The sequence below is a fragment of the Vibrio methylphosphonaticus genome, from assembly GCF_023634655.1.
GTDB classification, from domain to species: Bacteria; Pseudomonadota; Gammaproteobacteria; order Enterobacterales; family Vibrionaceae; genus Vibrio; species Vibrio methylphosphonaticus.
The window spans coordinates 27411-46385 of record NZ_JAMKMS010000017.1 but is presented as its reverse complement, the minus strand read 5'-3'; the positions used below and the strand labels follow the sequence as shown (position 1 = coordinate 46385).

Genomic DNA, 18975 nt, shown 5'->3' with positions numbered 1-18975 from the left:
CGACTATGAAACCATTATATTTAGCGTCGGTCATTTCTGGCGCACTGCTTTTGTCTGCCTGTGGTGGTGAAAGTGAACTATCTGGAACCCCTACCGCAACGTCTTATGAACAACATATTGAAACCCTGCTCAGCAAACCAACCAAAGTGGTGTACACCCTTCAGGGCGCAAACGCCGATGTTCCTTTTCCAACCTTTGCGTTAATGAACACCATGGATGGTACATTAGAAATTCCAACAGGTGGAAACGACGCACTAAGCAACCCCATCGCAGCAATGGGACAAACTGATGGGTGGTCCACAACCTCTCCTATTGCAATAAAATTCGACAAACCATTAACAAGCGCGCCTGCTGCCACATCAGTCACTATGGTTAAGCTAACAAAAGGCTTAACTTCAGACTCACCATTACCAGACAAGTTGCTGACTTATGGGGTTGATTATGTAGTTAAAACACAGGGTACAACACTTATCGTCATTCCTCTTATAGACCTTGCCGGTTCAAGTGAATATATCATTGCCGTTAATAATACCCTACTAGACGCCAACGGGGATTCGGTCGGTACCTCTCAGAGTTACGCTGCGTTAAAATCCCAAACCAAAATTTACAGTGAAGGTTCGCTCGCAACAGCTCAACAGGTTGTGCAAGGGGTGGAGGCACTGATCCACGCCGGTAGCGCTGGCGCTGTCGACCCCAATAGCATTGTTTATTCCACTTGGTTTTCTACCCAATCTATTGGTGCCACGCTTTATGCGACCAAAGGGATGCTCGCGGCTGCGCAAGACCCTAGCAAATCCTACAGCGATATCTGGAAAGGATCAGCAAACCCAAATAATGCCGACGTTAACCGGATTGGTGAGATGACCTTTTCTACACCCGTTGACCTTGCTACCGCTCTCGCGAGCGACGACAACTTCACCACCTACTTAGGGCTTTCTAACGATACACGAAATACTGTGATCGCCAATTACAATAGCGTCGCTGCAGGTACAGTTTCGGTGACAAAAGGGACGATTAAACTGCCCTATTATTTAGAAACAGGGGACCGCTGGAATACCCAACCATTTGAATCTGGCACGGATAGCCTCGCGATCACCAAAAGTATAATTACTGATAGTGCGGAACAAGCGAATTTTGCCACGCAACTTCAAGCGAACAATATTAATCCAGGCACGTTTTTAACCGATCCTGAATCACTGCTAGCTGACTTAATGGGGCTATCTTTCACCAAACTTGATGGCAGTGTATTTGATTCAGAGCGTATCGTGACACGATACTCACCAGTACCCGCCGTCAAATCACTACAAGACGTCAACTTTTTGCTTTACACACCCACCAGCGGAACAATTACTGGCATTGCGGTGTATCAACACGGCATCACATCAGCCAAAGAGAACTCTTATTTATTTGCGAGCAATTTAGTAAAAGCCGGTCAAGCCGTCATCGCCATTGATGCGCCGCTTCACGGAGATAGGAGTTTACCCAACGGTGCATCCGCGCAACGCGATGTCACCGACTACATGAATTTAACAGTACTACCCGTAGCGCGTGACAATATTCGTCAATCCATGTTGGATATCATGACGCTTAGAATGGCATTGTCGACCAATCAACTCATCGGTGGTTTTACCAATACCCCACTCGCCGCGCTACCTTCGACAATCGCAACCCCTCCAACCTTCATTGGACACTCATTAGGCGGAGTATTAGGCATACCTGCCGTCACTCAAGCCAACGCGCCATTAAATGCGTCTGTTGATCCCCTGTTCAAGTTTAGTCGCGCTGCATTTGTTAACTCAGGCGGGCAGATCGCAAATCTTTTGCTAGGCTCCGATTCCTTCGGCCCACTGGTGACTCATAATATCGCCTTGTCTGCTGGCATCGGTTACGACACGTTCGTCAATTCACGTGCATGCGATCAATTTGCCGCCGATCCTGATACCTATTTTGACTCATGTCTTGGCGCTTTTAAGCTTGAGTCACCCATAGAAAATACCGAAAAAATATTAACCACGAATACCGAGTTCAGTTACGCGGTTCAAACCGTGTTGGATACAGCTGATCCGTACACACATGCTACTACGTTAAAGGCTATTGCAACGCCAGTATATATGGCTCAGGTTAAAGGCGACGGAACCGTGCCTAACAACGTACCAGGGTATATTGATCAAGGCCAAGGCGTCAGTAAATATGTGCAACAGTCCATTTTCGCGGGCACCGAACCATTAGCGGCTAAATTGGGTTTAACCGTGGTCAGCAGTAGTCAAGGCGGGGCCGCCGAAATGACGCCATTCGTGCGCTTTAATGCAGTTGGGCAACACAGTAGTTATATTTCGGTTCAAGATACCACCACCTTTTCCGATTTGGCCCATCATCAGGAGCTGCAAAGTGAAGTAAGCTCTTTCATTGCAACGGGCACTGCGGCGATTTCAAATTCTGCTTCTGTTTTAGAGTAACGTTGATTTAGCCTGACTAACAAAGCACGGTATCCTGCCGTGCTTTTCCGTTTCTATATCACACTTTTCGCTAAAACCATGTATAATGCGCGGCTATCAATCCGGTGATACTAAAATTAAGTACCACAGAATAACCATCGGACGAGGCTTTCGCCCGATCTCACCAAAATAAGGGTTAAGTATGTCTACTGAAGCAACGATGCTAGAGCGCTGTGGAAATAAATGTGAACTATGTGCGGCTGAGACGCCACTCTCTCCGTTTGTTGTCGCACCGCACTCACACGTGACCGTTGATCACGCCATCATGCTTTGTGAAACCTGTTCAAGCCAAATTGAAAACCCAGAGTCAATGGACGTTAACCACTGGCGCTGCTTAAATGACAGCATGTGGAGCCAAGTGGCTCCTGTTCAAGTAGTCGCATTCCGTCAATTACACCGCCTATCAGCTGAAGGCTGGGCACAAGACCTTCTCGACATGATGTACATGGAAGAAGAGACTAAGACATGGGCTGAAACTGGTCTTGAAAATGATGGTCTTAAACACGTTGATTGCCACGGCGCACCATTACAAAAAGGTGACACCGTCACTATCATTAAAGACCTTCCAGTAAAGGGGTCTTCAATGGTTGTTAAAATTGGTACGATGGTACGAAACATCGGTCTTGCACAAGATGACCCAGAACTTTTCTCAGGAAAAGTCGAAGGTCAGTCTATGTGGCTACGTTGTGAATATTGCCGTAAGAAATAATTAATTTCTCATCACAACTAAAAAAGCGCCTTATGGCGCTTTTTTTGATTTCAGTGGTAGCGTTAATCTCAGTACTGCTCACCAAAGCCCAATGTTCTTACTCTAGTGTTGACTCTAAATGTAAGTCTGTGCGAATGGCGACATGGTCAGAGCCCCCTATTTGCGTGATCGCCTGACGTTGGCAAATTTGAGTATTAATGCTTGGCCCCTTGACCCAAAGATGGTCAATAGCAACAACGGGCTGAAACGGAAGTAACCAACGCTTTATAAACGAAGGCCAACTCGCAATCGGTTGAGTTTGAAAGCCAGGCATCAATGCCGCAAACCGCGCGGTTGTGCTCGACAAATTAAAGTCACCCACTACCAACGTGGTATCTAAGGGTGAACGCTGCGCCTCCATCATGACATCATTGATAACTTCATTTCGTTCAATCCACAATTGCTTTGTTCTCGGTGACGGTGGATGCGCGGCGATAAGATAAATATCCTTATCTTCTGTTGCCCGCCAAATCACTTTTAATATGCGGTGACCAGATCGTGATGCCACGACGTTTCGACCATATAACGGATTCTGACTCAAAATCATTTGACCACTTGGGTAACCTACGCGCCTCTGTCCACCATATTGGTAAGGATATAACGCAGTGAGCTCCTTAAGCTGCTCACCGTGTGTCGGTGAGACCTCCTGTAGTATCAAAATAGCCGGCGTCGTTTTACGCACGTACTGAATAAACGAATCAAGTTGATGATTATCGTAGTACACGTTGTATTGCAACACTGAGATTTCTTGCCCACTACATACATGAGTGCTCGTAAATCCCATAGGACTCACTGGTATAAGCCACGCTAGCATGAGTAATACGCATACACTGGCTTTGTTACGGCGCTTGAATACAAGTAAAGCAAACGCAACCGCTAAATAAAAAACCGGCAGTATAATGATAAATGCCGCCGCATTTTCCAACGCCCATTGATTAGTTAGATAGTAAGCGCATAAACCTAACATCGTAGGAAGTGTGATAACAACGATCCACATAGAGACATCTAACTCCTAGAAAACTGTTTGTGAGGTTTAAGTCTAGATGTCGAATGCGTAAAACGTGAAAGAGGCGGGGTTGAATCTGTCGAGTTAGATAAAGATGAGTTGGTAGTTTAAGTAATGAGACACTTAAGGCACCGTTACAGTGCCAATAAGTTAAGAGGGTGTCTCTTCTGAGTGTTCGCATTCTCGATAATCAGATAGAATAATTCCGACCTCCATTGCGTCCATCCACTCAAGTGCATCTTCATGCGTAGTTGTTTCCATAATTATTTTCCTTCTTAGCCCAAGGTGAACCGCTATCTCCGTTTGGGCACTCATCATTGAGTTTTACCTAAATTATATGACGTTCCAATTAAACCCAAATATTAATACACAATATTTGATGTATCTCATTGTTAATCGATTGCATCGTCTGTTTATCACTCAATAACCTCGAGCTGTAAACAAAGCATTACACTAGTAAATAAAAAATATTACATTTTGCTTGTTTTGGCATTTAATTATCTACATAATCACTATCAACCCAGATTAAAGCGCTCTAAACCTAGCAGGCGACCAGTCAGTAAGACTTTAGATAGCCATAACGTAAAGAAAAATTTACATGAAATCAAAAGTCATTGGAAGCACACTCATTATTGCAGGTACGACTATCGGCGCAGGCATGCTGGCGCTACCTATCGCCTCTGCTGGTATCGGATTTGGCACATCCTTAATCATTATGATGAGCCTTTGGGCGCTAATGGCTTATACCGCGCTGCTAATGGTTGAACTTCACCAACATGCCGATCACTCTGCGACTTTACACACGTTAGCAAAACAAATTTTAGGTAAGAAAGGACAATATATTGCGAGTGTTGCTATGCTCGTTTTGTTTTATGCATTGTGCGCGGCTTATATTGCTGGTGGTGGCGGTCAATTTCGTGAACGCGTGGATATGATCTTAGGTATCGACCTATCAAATACCGCTGCTACGCTTATTTTCACCTTTCTTGTTGCGCTAACCGTGGCTCTAGGGACACATGCTGTTGATAAACTCAATCGAGTACTGTTTACCATTAAGCTCCTTGCTATGGGTGGCGTACTGTTTCTTTTAGCGCCAAGCGTGACTCACTCTTACTTACTCAGTATGCCAGTACAGCAAGGGTTGATCCTTGCGGCAATTCCGGTCATTTTCACTTCGTTTGGATTCCACGGCAGTATTCCTGCAATTGTAAACTACCTTAAAGGCGACACTCGCTCACTACGCAAAGCGATCATGATTGGATCGAGTCTTCCACTGATTATTTACGTTTTCTGGCAGGTAGTCACTCTTGGGGTGGTAAGTCAAAATAACTTACTGGATAACTCTGGCCTCAGTAACCTCATCGCAGCGCTTGCCCAAACAGTGCATGTCGATAAGTTAGCAACGGTCATCGGCGTATTCGCAGACCTTGCATTAATGACGTCTTTCTTAGGCGTAAGCTTAGGCTTGTTTGAGTACCTTAGAGATCTCGGCAGCCGTTATAATACGGCGTCTAAACAAGCCAACTCTCAAGTTAGTAATCAAGACGCAAGCATAGAAGTGGGCTCACTGACGACAAAGCAGCGTGTTGTCGCAGCGCTAGTGACCTTTCTTCCACCCCTTTGTTTTGCATTGTTCTACCCACAAGGCTTTATCACGGCGCTAGGTTATGCCGCTATAGCGCTCGCGACACTCGCAATATTTTTGCCAGTCGCAATGATAAAGAAAGTACGTAAAACAACACCAATGAATGAGCAAAACTATGTCGTCGCTGGTGGTCAATTGGCTCTCAACCTCTCTTTCGCTATCGGCCTACTTATCGTGCTGTCTCAAGTACTGATTTCGGTCAACTTGTTACCGAGCTTATAAATAACGATTTAAATCACAGTTACAGTGTAAAAGCTCTCAAGTAATTACATTTCCGTCGATAACATAGATAGCATGTAGAACAAGAGGTCTTCACTAGAAGGCCTCTTGTTCATTTGTCTATTCAAACTAATTATAAGAAAGCAGCGGAGTCTCTATGAGAGAAGTTCAGTTTAGAAAAATCGACTCAATCTTTATTAAAATGTCGATTAGCGATAAAATGTGGGTGCTTTTTGCCCTGTTTTTTATTGCCTTGTCCTTTACAGCGGCAAGCCGATATAAAGATACCATCAATCACGCAGAGCAACTCGCGATTACTTCTGTAGAGGCGCGCTTACAGGGTTACCTTGAAGCCACATCAAATCCTGAGGCGCTTCGTAGCCTAGGGGTCACTCCTGCATCCGCCCAATCAAGCACGATTAATAACGGAACGGTACAAGCCGTTGTCCGTTCTGACGATGGTAAACTCTATCGTTTGCATCACTCAGCAACCGCTATTATTGAGACCGCAAAATCTAACGCATTCACCTCCCTCGCCCTCACTTCCCTTTGGGTAGTGCCGTTTGGTATTTTCGCTTATTGGCTAACCACATTCTTAGGCGGTGCACTTTGGACACTTTATGCGACCACAAAAAAAATCGGCGATGGCGATCTCACCTCTCGCTTGAACTTTGTCGCGGGTAGAGATGAATTTGGCTCGATTGGTGTAGCACTTGATACCGCGATGGACACGCTAACCGAACTTGTCGTCACTGTTAAATCTTCTGCAACGAGCCTTGAACAAACGTCAACGCTATTTCATTCAGAGATCGCTCGAAGTAACAGCCAGATAAGCAGCCAGTATTCTTCTCTTGATTCAGTTGCTACCGCGATGGAAGAGATGACAGCATCTTCGCAGGAAGTGTCTAACATTTCTCAACAGTCTAACCAACAAGCAGAAGACGACGCAAAGCAAGTTGAACAAAGCTATCAACGAGTACAGCAAGCTATTGGCGATATCAACCAACTGTCTAATTTCATCCAAGAAGCCTCTCACTCTGTGTCTGCACTTACAGAAAATACAACACAAATTAATGAAGTGATTACCACCATTAATGCCATCTCCGAACAAACCAACTTACTCGCGCTCAACGCCGCGATAGAAGCAGCGCGAGCGGGTGAGCAAGGTCGTGGTTTTGCGGTAGTTGCCGATGAGGTTCGTACGCTCGCAAGCAGAACTCAAGCTGCCACTGTAGAAATTCAGACTATGATCGAAAAGCTACAATCTGAGAGCCACAATATTGCGTCGATTACACAACAAACCGTAGAACAAGCTCACTCAAGCAGTGCGCTTATTTCCGATATTGGTCTTGATATCAACTCGATTTCTAATTCAGCCCAGGCCGTGATGGATATGAGCACTCAAATTTCCACTTCTGCGACTGAGCAAAGCTCTGTTGCCTCAAGTATTGCCAGTGAACTCAGTGACATCCGCACGCAGTCTGCGACAATTAGAGAAATTGCACAACAAAGCGAAGGATCGATAGCGACGTTATCCGAAGCTTCACGTTCGCTTAATGAGGTGCTTGTCAGATACCGTACCTAGTTGTTTTATTTGAAATAATTTTGAATAAAAAGGAGAGCCAGCGCTCTCCTTTTTTATGCTTATGCCTGCATATTTAACATGCTAAGCATGAATATCACCAGAAGTAAGCTTTGGGATCTTTTTCAATCTCACGCATAATTGCCGTAAGGTCGCGGCTTTGAGATAAAAATGGATATGGGATCCATTGTGACTCATCATCTTCGGATGGGATCGATAGATGCCACGATTTTTCAAAACTATCAAACTCAACTTTAGCCACTGAATTGGTATAATCTGAAAACGTCGAATCGAGCAAGTAATGGGCATTAGAGAACAACACGCCGTTAGGGATTGTTTCAAATAACGACTTTCCAAGCTCTACCGGGATACTTTTATTCCGGTTCATGCATACCATTTCAGCACAGCGTTCCAGCCGACATTGGGACATTTGAATTAGTGTCATACACTCCCACCTTTCTATCTCACTGTCATTAAATATAACCGCTTTTTGATTATTTTGTTAGAACCCCAATCTCGATGTAGATAAATATAATGACCGAATGCCGAGTTCTTTACCTTAATCACAAAAGTGTCATACAAACGACATATGATGTGTCGAATCGTTACTTTATATGGAGTTATTCTATGCTACGCGTCGCTATTGCCGCCCTGATTTCAATCTCAGCCACTTCCTTTTCTTATGCTGAAGAAGTGAATATTTCTGGCTCTACATCGGTCGCACGTGTAATGGATGTGCTGGCTGAACAATACAATACTTCTCATAAAGACACGTTCGTTGCTGTTCAAGGTATAGGCTCAACGGCGGGTATTACCCTGGTTGAAAAGGGTGTCGCCGATATAGGTATGAGCAGTCGCTTCTTAACCGAGCGAGAGAGCAGTGAAACCTTAGATGTGTTTCCGATCGCTTATGACGGTTTAGCCATTGTCGTTAACATCACCAACCCAGTGCTTAATCTTTCAAGCGAACAAGTGTTTGATATTTACAAAGGCAAAATCACGAATTGGAAGCAAGTCGGTGGAGAAGATAAAGTGATTGCAGTTGTCACTCGCGAAGCGTCTTCAGGTACACGCTATAGTTTTGAAAGCCTACTAGGGTTAACTCGCGTCGTGAATGATCGCGTCGTTTCTGATATCAACCCAACTAATTTAGTGGTAAACAGCAATAGCATGGTAAAAACCATCGTGAATCACAACCCACATGCTATTGGATTCATTTCTGAAGGTTCTGTCGATCGCTCCATTAAAGCAATTCAATTTGAAGGAGTTGAGGCGTCTACTGAGAACATCGCCCAAGGAAAATACAAATTAGCGCGTCCTTTCCTACTTCTACATAAAAAAGACGACATAGACGATAACGCAGATAAATTTATTAAGTACGTGCTTTCTGACAGTGGGCAAGCGTTGATAGCCGAATACGGGTATACACCTATTAAATAACCACCTAAGTATTTTTACATTCAAACATCAGGAGAGCTATGCTCTCCTTTTTATTGGCTTTCAAAAATAGACGCCGGCGTTATTTCATATCTCTATGTGACCTGCTATGTTGTAATTTAATTCGCTATTGTTCAACTTAGGAGCGTTTTCATGATTACGACAACAACTCAAAGCATTGAAGGAAAAAGAATTGTCGCTTACAAAGGTGTTATTGCTGGTGAAGCTATTTTGGGTGCCAATGTGTTCAAGGATATGTTTGCTGGTTTACGCGATATTGTTGGAGGGCGGTCAGGCACCTACGAAAGAGAGCTGCAACGCGCTCGCGAAATTGCACTAAAAGAACTGCAAGAAAAAGCACAAGATCTCGGTGCAAATGCGGTAGTGGGTATTGATTTGGATTATGAAGTGCTTGGCTCGGGAAATGGTATGTTAATGGTATCCGCAAGCGGAACGGCGGTCGTGGTAGATTAATGCCTAAGTGTCGAGGTGTTCGCTGATTCATAGAACCAATACTAATCGAAATACACTGTTTTTCTTCTCATCAAACAAATAAATAGGCAGCAAAATCGTTATTTTGCTGCCTATTTTATTTCACCGCTTTAATGATAAAGCAATTACTGTGTAGTCACGGTTAGCACTGGTGCCGTTGTCGTTGCCGCGTTTAATTCAAAACGGTAATTACCAGCCTCAGCGACGGTCACACCTAAGTTTGGACTATCACCGCCCACCGCCATAGTGACAGCAGTGGCAAATTCCAGGCTACCCGCCGCTCCAAAATTGGTGCCAGCCGCCCAACCCGCATCGGCGATTTTCATCTCATAACTACCAACATCTAGCGCGATAGTTAAGGCATAGACATCATTCGCGACATAGCTAAATTTAGCATTAGAGTCTTCCGCAGGGGTATCCCAAGTAGTGATCGTTCCTCTTAGATAAAGGTCGGTATCGCCAAATGTTGGGATATCCGTCGATTTCGTCACCGTCACGATAGGCTTGGTTACACTGTCATCTTGCATATAGCGTGCATCCAATACAAAATTGTATTTGCCTGTCTCATCAACTGTCAGCGAACAGTTAGTGCTTTCACCAAGTGGTAAAGACCCTGCACCTAAGTCTGCTGAATCACAACTTACGTTGGGTGCACTCCAACTAGAGTCTGCAAATTTAAACTCATGTGTACCCGCCTCTAAGGTTGCTGAAAGTTGGTACAAACCGCTACCCACAAACTTCATTGCCCATTCACTGCTATCGCCCCAACCATTCATGCTGCCTTTCACGTAGACCGTCGTATCCCCAAAAGGAGGAATGGCATCAACGTCCTTATTCGACATATCAACCGGCAGGCCGTCACCTTGAGCACCCATTTGTGGTTGTACAAAAATGGCAGTGGTTAATGCAGGTACTGAAAAGAGTCCTTCATTAAATGACGCCGATTGAACCGTTACATCCGCTGAATTTTTCTGAACGCTGTGCAGTTCAAACCCTTCAATTCCTGCTATTGGGAAATCCTGTCCAGTTGACGTGGAGTTAATCACAACAACAATAGCGTCATATTGGTTATCTAAGTCAGCCCCCGCTCCGGTCCCATCATCAATGGTCATTACAATCAAACCTTGTGTTTGATTCGTGCCGACATTTTTAAAATCGACGCGGTTCATCACTTCTGATGCACTGTCCAATCTAAACAACGGGCTTTCACTACGAATGGTGAGCAGCTCCAAAAATTGAGCTTTTGTCAGTGCAATATCATCCGCATCTGGCTGAGCAGAGGAATCCGCAACGATGGTTTTTATTAGTCCCCAGTTAGCCCCATCTTTGTCTTCTCGTGGTAATCCTACATTCCAGTTATTATCTGAACCATCAAAACGAACTCGGTTATACCAGTCACCTGAATCATAAGAGTCGCGCTGCATTGACTTAGAACGTAGCAATTCAGACCCCATATGAATGAACGGTATCCCCTGCCCTAACATGACGGTAGAAAGGGAAACACTTTGCATACGCGCTCTATCAGCAGACGACGTACCGGTAGCAATCTTATAGGCATTGTTATCCCATAAAGTTTGGTTATCGTGCTTAGATACGTAAGAAATGTTTTCTGATGGGAATTTAGTATATCCGGCTGGAGCACCGTTATAGTCCACATCTTTACCCGTCTTTGTGCTGCCCGTGTAATCAAGCAAAACATAGTCGGCTAGATTACCTGCCATGCCTAAACGGACAATATCTTGGTTATGAAGCATCGCATCCGTTGTTTCTTGGGAGCTGGTCACTTCTTCATTAATATACGCGGCATTACCAAAACCTTGATTAAATCGAAGAGGATGTTGACCATCGCTATTCTGTCCACCATCAAACGGGCTTCCGCCTCGCACGGCATCACGAAGTCTGTCTGAGAACGTACCAATTCCAGTACCCGCCATATTTATCTGGTTTGCTTGATCAAAGCGCGCATTATTTGCCACTTCACCAAAGTCCCACCCTTCACCATAAAATAAGGTATTAGAGTCGATTGCGCGTACTTCTTCCAAAGCCTGTACCATGACAGAAGCAGGTTGATGCCCCATTAAGTCAAAGCGGAAGCCATCAACTTTGTAGTCATCCGCCCATACTTTCAGCGAATCTACCATCAACTTACCCATCATAAGGTTCTCTGTCGCGGTATTATCACAACAAGTTGAATTTTCTACGCCGCCCGTATTCACATTTAGTCGGTGGTAATACCCTGGGACGATTTTATCCAGAACAGATTTATCATTCACACCTGATGCGTTAGTGTGGTTATACACCACATCCATGACGAGCTTCAGCCCCATATCATGAGATGCTTTAACCATTTCACGGAACTCTTTAATACGGACAGCGCCTTTTGCATCAGTTGCATAGCTTCCTTCCGGTACCGTGTAATGATATGGGTCGTATCCCCAGTTAAAGCTATCTAGCATGCGCAGGTCATTCATTAACGCTTGAGCATCGCCAGTTGTCGGGTCATAACTCTCTAACAGATCTTCGATAACTTGTGACGAGTTTGCACTTGCACACACAGAAGCAGACGGTGAAGCAGCACATAAATCTCCGACGGTATCGGTAATATCAACCGTGTTTTCTTCATCAATGGTTGCGATGTCGAACGCAGGGAGAACATGTAGCGTGGTTAAACCGGCATCTTTCAGCGCTTGTAAATGCATGACAGATTCGCGTGACGGCTCTGTCAACGCCATGTATTTACCATTGAACGCCATGGAACCTAACGTGTCACTAAAGCTAAAATCTCGTATATGAGATTCATAAAGCACGTGGTCTTCGTCATTTTCGACGGTAGGTCGTACGTGCTGATCACTTCCCCAGCCATCAGGCATCAATGCAGGATCGTTTAAATCAGCCACATGAGAGTAACGAGAATTAACAGAAAGGCTAACAGAATATGGGTCGGTTACTAAACGCTCTTCAATGACTTTCGTTGTCGGATGATAAACTTTAACGTTGTATCGATAAAACTTACCCACGACTCCGCTAACCACATCCGAAGACCAGACACCGGTATCGACATTTTCTGTCATTTCAACGCTTTGCTCTAGCTTTTTATCAGCGTCGTAGATTTCGAGTTCAACAAGCTGAGCGGTTGGCGCCCAAAGTTTAAAGTTTGCATCGTCACCCGCTACGATTGCACCCAAGGTTTCATTAATGGCATTGCCCGTTGTTTCATCAACAAAAACCGCATCGATCACGCCTGGTTTTTGAACTTCTGTCGCAGCCATTACTTCATCGTTACTGTTGTAAGCGACCACGACAATCTGTGATTTTAAAATAGTTCGTAGTTGCTCATCACTGGCATCAAGTGCGACCGATTTTAAACTTCCCAAGTGTCTAAATCGCTGTTTCAGCTCATCTGATAGATCGCCTTCCACCGTCATATCTACCACGGTGCCACCAACAACATTTTTATCCTCATCCATAGTGATTGAGGCTGTTTCACTATAAAAAAGTTTTACTTTCTGAGCACTCGCCGCAGCTTCCCACGCTAGCGTATCAGCGTCTAGCCAATGCGCTTTTTGTCCATCAATCACAATCGGGCGATCGGCGATCGGTTCATAATACAATTCACTACTACCATGGAAACCAAACAATCCTTTACTTTCATCCAGATTATTAAGTTGTACTTTCGAGTTTGCACTGCCGAACGCTTTTTCGTCCCCTTTGTGTAAAATAAAATTCATACAGTTATGTGGGTCAGAAGCATCTGGATTGACATTCAACACATAATAGGCGCCGTAGGTATCACTGACGCCATCCGCTAACTTAGGTTCTCCCCAATCTGTGCCTCCGTCATCAATCCCCATCGCTTGTAGATCGGTACTCGTACACCCTTCGCCGTTCCATAAATGTAAGCCCCAACCGTCATATTGTGATCCTGAAGCTGCGGCCACGTCTTGTTTATAATAAACCACAACTTCATTATCTCCTGCTTGATAGAGACCGCTAATATTGTCGCCAGCATTTCCCCCGGTATTGCCACCGGAGGTATCACTACTTTCATTACAACCTGCAATGACAGCAACGGAGAGTATTGGAATTAAGCTTTTAGCAACCAACGATAATTTGAATGTTTTATTGTCCACTTGGCAAACCTATTGTTATTGATTATTTAAATTGATGTGCAGTACAGCCTCTATGTTAAATAACAGTAACAACCACAAAATGAGATGAAGCGTTGTAAACTTGATGTAATAAAAAAAATTACCACTCTATTGGACAATTCTCACAGAATCACGCCTTCAATAGGTCGTTTTGTGAGAGCTATGACACACAGTTTTGGGGATAAAGTTTGGGGCGTAGAGCTCAAGGGGGAGGATAAAAGGCGTAGATTTCAGCCTGCAATGAGAGAGTTAGCTCACTGTTGGGGCGTCACTTTATTTACAGGGAAAAATAAGATACTTACCACAAGACTCTCTGGCGAATTGAGAACACACGTCATATCAATGCCCTAATGTGCTCATTACGCCAGAAACGAATGTGCGTGATTTATAGGCTTAATGAAAAATCATAGAAATAGATGCAGGTATAAACGAAATTGTATCGTAGGTTTGTACAAAACAAGTATGGGTATAGATGAGGTTATCGCTAAGAAATGCTGGTAGTTCTAAGAAATGGAGGCGCCTCCCGGAGTCGAACCGAGGTCCACGGATTTGCAATCCGCTGCATAGCCACTCTGCCAAGGCGCCTTTATTTGGTTGTTGTCGTTCACTGTGCAAATAGGCTCGCCTACGTGACTGCAACAGTGAGATGGTGCCCCGGGCCGGACTTGAACCGGCACAACGCGAACGTCGAGGGATTTTAAATCCCTTGTGTCTACCAATTCCACCACCAGGGCAACATGCAAACACCATCATCCTCTCGCTTCATCGTGAGGACGAGACGTACTTTACCCCAATTAGATTCTGGGTCAACAGTAAATTCTTACTTTATGAATCATATGGTTAAAATCCCACCTAACTGAGCAAAGCCCCATCAAAAATGAACGGACGACTTAACTCTGTAAGATAATAGAGAGATATGGGCGTTTAAGTTTTAAGGATTAGTGAGTCTGGTTAACGCTGTAAACGCATAAAAAAACCCTGATTGTTTATCAGGGTTTCTCTCAGAGAAGTCTTTGGCTAGTGAGTCTAGCTTACTTCTTCACGCCTTCAATGTGTAACTCCATGTCAACGTAGCTTGATGCTCCCATGACTGGAATCTTGAAGTCCACTAGCTCTAAGCGAGTTGTACCGTAGAACCCAGCACGCTCTCCACCCCAAGGGTCTTGACCTGCACCAATAAACTCCGCGTTGATGGTTATCGGCTGAGTTACGCCATGAAGAGTAAGGTCACCCATAATGTCTAACTTGCCGTCGCCATTGTCTTTAACACCGGTGCTCTTGAATACAGCATCTTTGTATTTGCCAGCATCAATAAAGTCGGAACTGCGAATGTGTTTATCACGTTCGGCGTGATTCGAATCAAGACTCATCGTGTCAACGGTTACTTCTACTGAGGAAGCTTCAACGTTAGACGGGTCATAGCTAAATTGACCAGAGAAGTCGTTGAAACGCCCCTGAATAAAGCTATAACCTAGATGGCTCACCTTAAAGTTCACAGAAGCGTGCGCGCCTTTTGTATCAATAGCGTAATCAGCGGCATTTGCACCTAGCGGCAACATCATTGCCACTGCCATTCCTGTAGCGATTAGTGTCTTTTTCATTTCGAAACTCCTAACATTTTTCGAAGAGTATTATCTTTATTGATAAAGTGATGCTTTAAGGCAGCTAATGCGTGCCCTGCAGCGGCTAAAATAACAAACCAAGCGGCATAAAAATGAACTTCTCCTGCAATATCAGATTGATTTGCAAATAGTTCACCTAATGCTGGAACCGTAAACCATTCAAATACGTCGATACCTCGACCATCTGACGTTGAAATCAAATAACCGCTGATGAAAATGACAAACAACGCTATGTACATCATCATATGCCCCACTTTAGCCCCAACTTGCTCTAGGCTAGCCCCTTCAATAGGGGGAGTAGGCGTTAGATGCTTCCAAACTAACCTCACTACAGTCGTGACAGCCAACAGTATACCGACAGACTTATGCCAATGAGGCGCTGTTTTATACCACTCGCTATAATACGTAAGATCAACCATCCAAAGCCCGACTGCAAACATACCGATGATTACCAAGGCGGATAACCAATGCAGTACTCTTGAGACCACGTTATAATTTTGAACCGTAGCTGTTGCCATTTTTCGTTCCATCTATTGATACTAGTTATCACTGATTATGTTAATGACTAATTAACGTTTGAGATACAGTATTTACTTAAATTGACATTACAACGATAGGGCTAACTCGATAAAGTCATTCAATTTTTTCGAACTAACTCAAGCACAGACGAAAAAGCTCAGCATCAATCTAGTGGCATCTCTATTTCATACAGTTCGTCGCCGATATCAAGCACTTTACGTTCGAGTATCGCTTTTGCATCCTCTAACCCTTTATTATAAAAGGCTGGGCCCAATTTTTTGATGAGAAAATCCAATAAAAATTCCGCATCAAATTGCCCCAACTCGTGCTCTAATTCATCAGAAAAGTATTGTTGTAAATTAATGATAATCTCACTTCGTTGCTTTGAATCAAACATCATGCCTTTCTCTTTTACTCAACGTGTATCACATAATGTTACATCTTATCCCCTATCACGCACACGTTTTTTAATGATTCAAGTTTTAACACTCCATCCATACTCGTTATTCTCGCCACCTCTCATTATCACTATTATCTATGAATCCTTGTTTCATTTTTGAAACCAAACCACTATGCTGAGTGCAAATATATGGAGGAACCATGGACACAGGGTATCAAGAACGCATCACTCAATTATTGAAAGAACACGGAGTGACTAACCACGAACTGGCAGAAGCCATTGGGAAAGGGAAAGCAACCATTGGTCGCTATCTGACAAAAGGCGCGACAAGAACTTACCCTTCAATAGAGGATCTCGCCCTCATTGCTGAGTATTTTAAGGTTCAACCTCATTGGTTATGTTTTGGGATTGGTGACAAGCATACCCACGCACAGACATTAACAAACGCGGTAAACATCGGAGCGTCTACTGTCAGCGTATACTCAAAAACAGAAGTCCCACGCCTTCTCAATGGTGAGCAAGCGAACTCTGTTGGGTCGATTCCAGTTCCCACAAAACACAAAAACTGTTTTGGGGTGTTATATCCGGTAACCGGTGCTCTATCATATAAATGGGACTGTGTTGCACTTGTCGAACAAGGCAAGGAATGGGTAAATGATGATATTGTACTTGCCCGTTTACCTGGTAATGATTATCCGGAATTTTTCACGTTAGTAAAAATCGGTGCCGTCATACATGTTTGGTATGGGGATGACACATCTAAAAATGCCATTCATCAAGTAATGGATGACGACATTGAAGTGATTGGTGTGGTGCGTTGGGGAACATGGTCCAAGCGCAGTTAGTGGAAAGCGCCGTGTTTTAATAAACACAGCCAGGTTAAGGAATAGACCGTGCTTCTTGATGTTGTTGTTCACAGCTTAAATCAATTTGAAGATGACTGTTTAACGTTATGTGCTCATCATTACCCTGCTGTGCACAATAAAGGTATGACTGAACACCATTTAGCTCTAGCCTTTGTTAAACGGTTAGTGGCGAATCAAACTGGCGCTAATCAGCACTGCGAATATGCGTCAATTGAGTTGAATAAGCGCTCAGAAGCACCACAACATTATCGCGTCTCTTCCTCTCAAGGCACCGTGTGGGTTATCACGCATCACTTTGTCAACGCTAGCCCATCTAGTCGAGAGCGATTGCTTGAAAAAATTCAAGAATGGCAAGCTGAATATCGGTTTGCCATCCAACCTCATGACTTACTCGTACTTATTGCAGACCACTGGATGAATCGTAATATCTTCAGTAGAGAGATTATCCACTGGTGGACGCACCAGCTACCGGAGGACGGTGATTTATATATTCAGCAAGGCGTCAAACTTGCAGAAAGTCCGAGTTATTTGCGTGAACGCTTGATGACACGCAACCAAGCAACACCGCGTTATATTTCATATTCTCACCCCATTAAACGTGCCCGACACGGCGATTCTCTTAAAAAGTACGTGCAGCTATACGCTATTGTTCAAAACTAGCTGAGGCGTAATAAGCAATTGGACATATGAGTGTTCCAGCACGTTCACTGTCATTAAAGGTTAACGCGAATTTCGCATAGTAAGAATATGTTCGCAATCGCTCTGTTAGCTCTGGCCTCGCCTACCAATGAAAAGTCTTAAACGATATCAATATGAACGTTACGCTGTACTCTGTAATCTTGCTTACCCTCGCACATTTAAACAAACACGGTATGGCTTTGACCCTAACGGTCAAAGAACAGTCACTAACCGAGCGGGTAAAACCGTCGTCAGAATTTTATGGAGTAAGCATAAAGAAGAAGCCATTATCGTTATAAAAGGTTCTCACAGCCTAAGCGATTGGCTACTTAATTTTGCGCTTTGGCAACGTTCATGCGAAACATTCGGACTCGATTACTCTATCCATGCTGGCTTTCATTTTATACTCAATCAAGAAAGTCAGCCTAGCCACAAATTGGATGTGCTCGGTTTATCACTGTTTGAACGTACCATGATGATTGCTAGTGGGCTGATTGAGAGTGGTAAAAGAATTACGATTACTGGGCATTCATCTGGCGGAGCGATTGGGTGTGTGATAGCTGATGCACTAGAGAAGAAACACCCTAAATCGATTAAGCGTATAGTCACCTTTGGGCAACCAGCGATCGGAGGCTGGCGTTTTAAAAAACGTTTTAAGTTGGCGCATAAAACCTATCGAATCTGTTGTGACCTAGACATCGTGACTTTTCTGCCACCGCTACCATTTGCTTATTGGCATGTTGGTAAAATGTTATGGCTCTACAATGGGCGCATTTTCGAAAATACACCGTCAGTTGTTCGATTTAGCCGCTCAGTCGTTTCCTGGCTCATCCGTCCTTTCTCCTATCATTTAATGAGTAAATACATCCGTAACAAAGATTACTTCGATGACCGATAAATGAGAGGTATATCGATATTTTAACCAAATATAAAATTATTTATTTTTGTACAAAAAATCAACCAGCTATTGTAAATGGTTTATATCTTTTGGCTACTTTATGAATAAATATCTCCATTTATAAATCGAATTGTCGAAGAAACAACGAATTGTATTGCTTAACTCACCGCATTTCTTCGATATATATATCATCTTCACGGGGTTAACATTCAAATTTATA

The 18975-nt window shown here is 43.8% G+C and carries 15 protein-coding genes and 2 tRNA genes; 9 read left to right on the top strand and 8 right to left on the bottom strand.

Annotation, left to right across the window (positions count from 1 at the left end):
- The first annotated feature begins 5 nt into the window (after positions 1 to 5).
- Together M9196_RS18130 and M9196_RS18125 are read left to right on the top strand one after the other, a co-directional pair.
- Entirely contained in the window at positions 6 to 2456 is a 2451-nt protein-coding gene (locus tag M9196_RS18130; RefSeq protein WP_250618923.1) for a VolA/Pla-1 family phospholipase, read from the top strand.
- Between the two features lie 181 nt (positions 2457 to 2637).
- A complete protein-coding gene (locus M9196_RS18125) occupies positions 2638 to 3204 on the top strand; it encodes a PhnA domain-containing protein (protein ID WP_250618922.1) in 567 nt (188 codons plus the stop codon).
- A 97-nt stretch (positions 3205 to 3301) separates the two neighbouring features.
- On the opposite strand, the gene M9196_RS18120 is transcribed toward M9196_RS18125, so the two are convergent.
- On the bottom strand, positions 3302 to 4240 hold the full coding sequence (locus M9196_RS18120; RefSeq protein WP_250618921.1) for an endonuclease/exonuclease/phosphatase family protein: 939 nt from the start codon (positions 4238 to 4240) through the stop codon (positions 3302 to 3304).
- 607 nt (positions 4241 to 4847) lie between these two features.
- Between M9196_RS18120 and M9196_RS18115 the strand changes: the two genes are divergently transcribed.
- Complete coding sequence (locus M9196_RS18115) at positions 4848 to 6116, top strand: aromatic amino acid transport family protein (protein WP_250618920.1); 1269 nt, start codon at positions 4848 to 4850, stop codon at positions 6114 to 6116.
- A 154-nt stretch (positions 6117 to 6270) separates the two neighbouring features.
- Entirely contained in the window at positions 6271 to 7698 is a 1428-nt protein-coding gene (locus M9196_RS18110) for a methyl-accepting chemotaxis protein (RefSeq protein WP_250618919.1), read from the top strand.
- Positions 7699 to 7792: 94 nt separating this feature from the next.
- Here the strand turns inward: M9196_RS18110 and M9196_RS18105 are convergent, their stop codons facing one another.
- Positions 7793 to 8140, bottom strand: a complete 348-nt coding sequence (locus tag M9196_RS18105) for a DUF3024 domain-containing protein (protein ID WP_250618918.1) — start codon at positions 8138 to 8140, stop codon at positions 7793 to 7795.
- Between the two features lie 182 nt (positions 8141 to 8322).
- Between M9196_RS18105 and M9196_RS18100 the strand changes: the two genes are divergently transcribed.
- Both M9196_RS18100 and M9196_RS18095 read left to right on the top strand, forming a co-directional pair.
- On the top strand, positions 8323 to 9135 hold the full coding sequence (locus tag M9196_RS18100) for a phosphate ABC transporter substrate-binding protein (protein WP_250618917.1): 813 nt from the start codon (positions 8323 to 8325) through the stop codon (positions 9133 to 9135).
- A 150-nt stretch (positions 9136 to 9285) separates the two neighbouring features.
- Positions 9286 to 9606: a heavy metal-binding domain-containing protein gene (locus M9196_RS18095; RefSeq protein ID WP_250618916.1), complete on the top strand. Its 321-nt coding sequence runs from the start codon at positions 9286 to 9288 to the stop codon at positions 9604 to 9606.
- A gap of 143 nt (positions 9607 to 9749) precedes the next feature.
- Here M9196_RS18095 and pulA read toward each other — a convergent pair whose 3' ends face one another.
- From pulA to M9196_RS18065, 6 genes are all read right to left on the bottom strand, one after another.
- Positions 9750 to 13754, bottom strand: coding sequence for a pullulanase-type alpha-1,6-glucosidase (gene pulA / locus M9196_RS18090; protein ID WP_250618915.1), 4005 nt, complete (start codon positions 13752 to 13754; stop codon positions 9750 to 9752).
- Positions 13755 to 14283: 529 nt separating this feature from the next.
- Positions 14284 to 14357 (bottom strand) — tRNA-Cys (locus M9196_RS18085).
- A gap of 62 nt (positions 14358 to 14419) precedes the next feature.
- Positions 14420 to 14506: transfer RNA gene (locus M9196_RS18080), tRNA-Leu, on the bottom strand.
- Positions 14507 to 14803: 297 nt separating this feature from the next.
- Complete coding sequence (locus M9196_RS18075; RefSeq protein WP_250618914.1) at positions 14804 to 15373, bottom strand: YceI family protein; 570 nt, start codon at positions 15371 to 15373, stop codon at positions 14804 to 14806.
- Entirely contained in the window at positions 15370 to 15912 is a 543-nt protein-coding gene (locus tag M9196_RS18070; protein WP_250618913.1) for a cytochrome b, read from the bottom strand. The genes M9196_RS18075 and M9196_RS18070 overlap by 4 nt, the downstream gene beginning before the upstream one ends.
- A gap of 164 nt (positions 15913 to 16076) precedes the next feature.
- Positions 16077 to 16310 carry a DUF2164 domain-containing protein gene (locus tag M9196_RS18065; protein ID WP_250618971.1) on the bottom strand — a complete coding sequence of 78 codons (234 nt, stop codon included), beginning with the start codon at positions 16308 to 16310 and terminating at the stop codon, positions 16077 to 16079.
- Between the two features lie 203 nt (positions 16311 to 16513).
- Here M9196_RS18065 and M9196_RS18060 point away from each other — a divergent pair, with 203 nt between their 5' ends.
- From M9196_RS18060 to M9196_RS18050, 3 genes are all read left to right on the top strand, one after another.
- Positions 16514 to 17158 carry a helix-turn-helix domain-containing protein gene (locus tag M9196_RS18060; protein WP_250618912.1) on the top strand — a complete coding sequence of 215 codons (645 nt, stop codon included), beginning with the start codon at positions 16514 to 16516 and terminating at the stop codon, positions 17156 to 17158.
- Positions 17159 to 17206: 48 nt separating this feature from the next.
- Positions 17207 to 17839, top strand: a complete 633-nt coding sequence (locus M9196_RS18055) for a hypothetical protein (protein ID WP_250618911.1) — start codon at positions 17207 to 17209, stop codon at positions 17837 to 17839.
- Positions 17840 to 17966: 127 nt separating this feature from the next.
- The gene (locus tag M9196_RS18050; protein ID WP_250618910.1) at positions 17967 to 18755 is read left to right on the top strand and encodes a lipase family protein; all 789 of its coding nucleotides are present in this window, start codon (positions 17967 to 17969) and stop codon (positions 18753 to 18755) included.
- The last annotated feature ends 220 nt before the right edge of the window (positions 18756 to 18975 follow it).

Coding starts and splice junctions, on each gene's coding strand:
- M9196_RS18130 (WP_250618923.1), top strand. CDS start 6: ATGAAACCATTATATTTAGCGTCGGTCATTTCTGGCGCACTGCTTTTG.
- M9196_RS18100 (WP_250618917.1), top strand. CDS start 8,323: ATGCTACGCGTCGCTATTGCCGCCCTGATTTCAATCTCAGCCACTTCC.
- M9196_RS18070 (WP_250618913.1), bottom strand. CDS start 15,912: ATGGCAACAGCTACGGTTCAAAATTATAACGTGGTCTCAAGAGTACTG.
- M9196_RS18110 (WP_250618919.1), top strand. CDS start 6,271: ATGAGAGAAGTTCAGTTTAGAAAAATCGACTCAATCTTTATTAAAATG.
- M9196_RS18095 (WP_250618916.1), top strand. CDS start 9,286: ATGATTACGACAACAACTCAAAGCATTGAAGGAAAAAGAATTGTCGCT.
- M9196_RS18105 (WP_250618918.1), bottom strand. CDS start 8,140: ATGACACTAATTCAAATGTCCCAATGTCGGCTGGAACGCTGTGCTGAA.
- M9196_RS18120 (WP_250618921.1), bottom strand. CDS start 4,240: ATGTGGATCGTTGTTATCACACTTCCTACGATGTTAGGTTTATGCGCT.
- M9196_RS18075 (WP_250618914.1), bottom strand. CDS start 15,373: ATGAAAAAGACACTAATCGCTACAGGAATGGCAGTGGCAATGATGTTG.
- M9196_RS18125 (WP_250618922.1), top strand. CDS start 2,638: ATGTCTACTGAAGCAACGATGCTAGAGCGCTGTGGAAATAAATGTGAA.
- M9196_RS18115 (WP_250618920.1), top strand. CDS start 4,848: ATGAAATCAAAAGTCATTGGAAGCACACTCATTATTGCAGGTACGACT.
- M9196_RS18060 (WP_250618912.1), top strand. CDS start 16,514: ATGGACACAGGGTATCAAGAACGCATCACTCAATTATTGAAAGAACAC.
- M9196_RS18065 (WP_250618971.1), bottom strand. CDS start 16,310: ATGTTTGATTCAAAGCAACGAAGTGAGATTATCATTAATTTACAACAA.
- M9196_RS18050 (WP_250618910.1), top strand. CDS start 17,967: ATGAAAAGTCTTAAACGATATCAATATGAACGTTACGCTGTACTCTGT.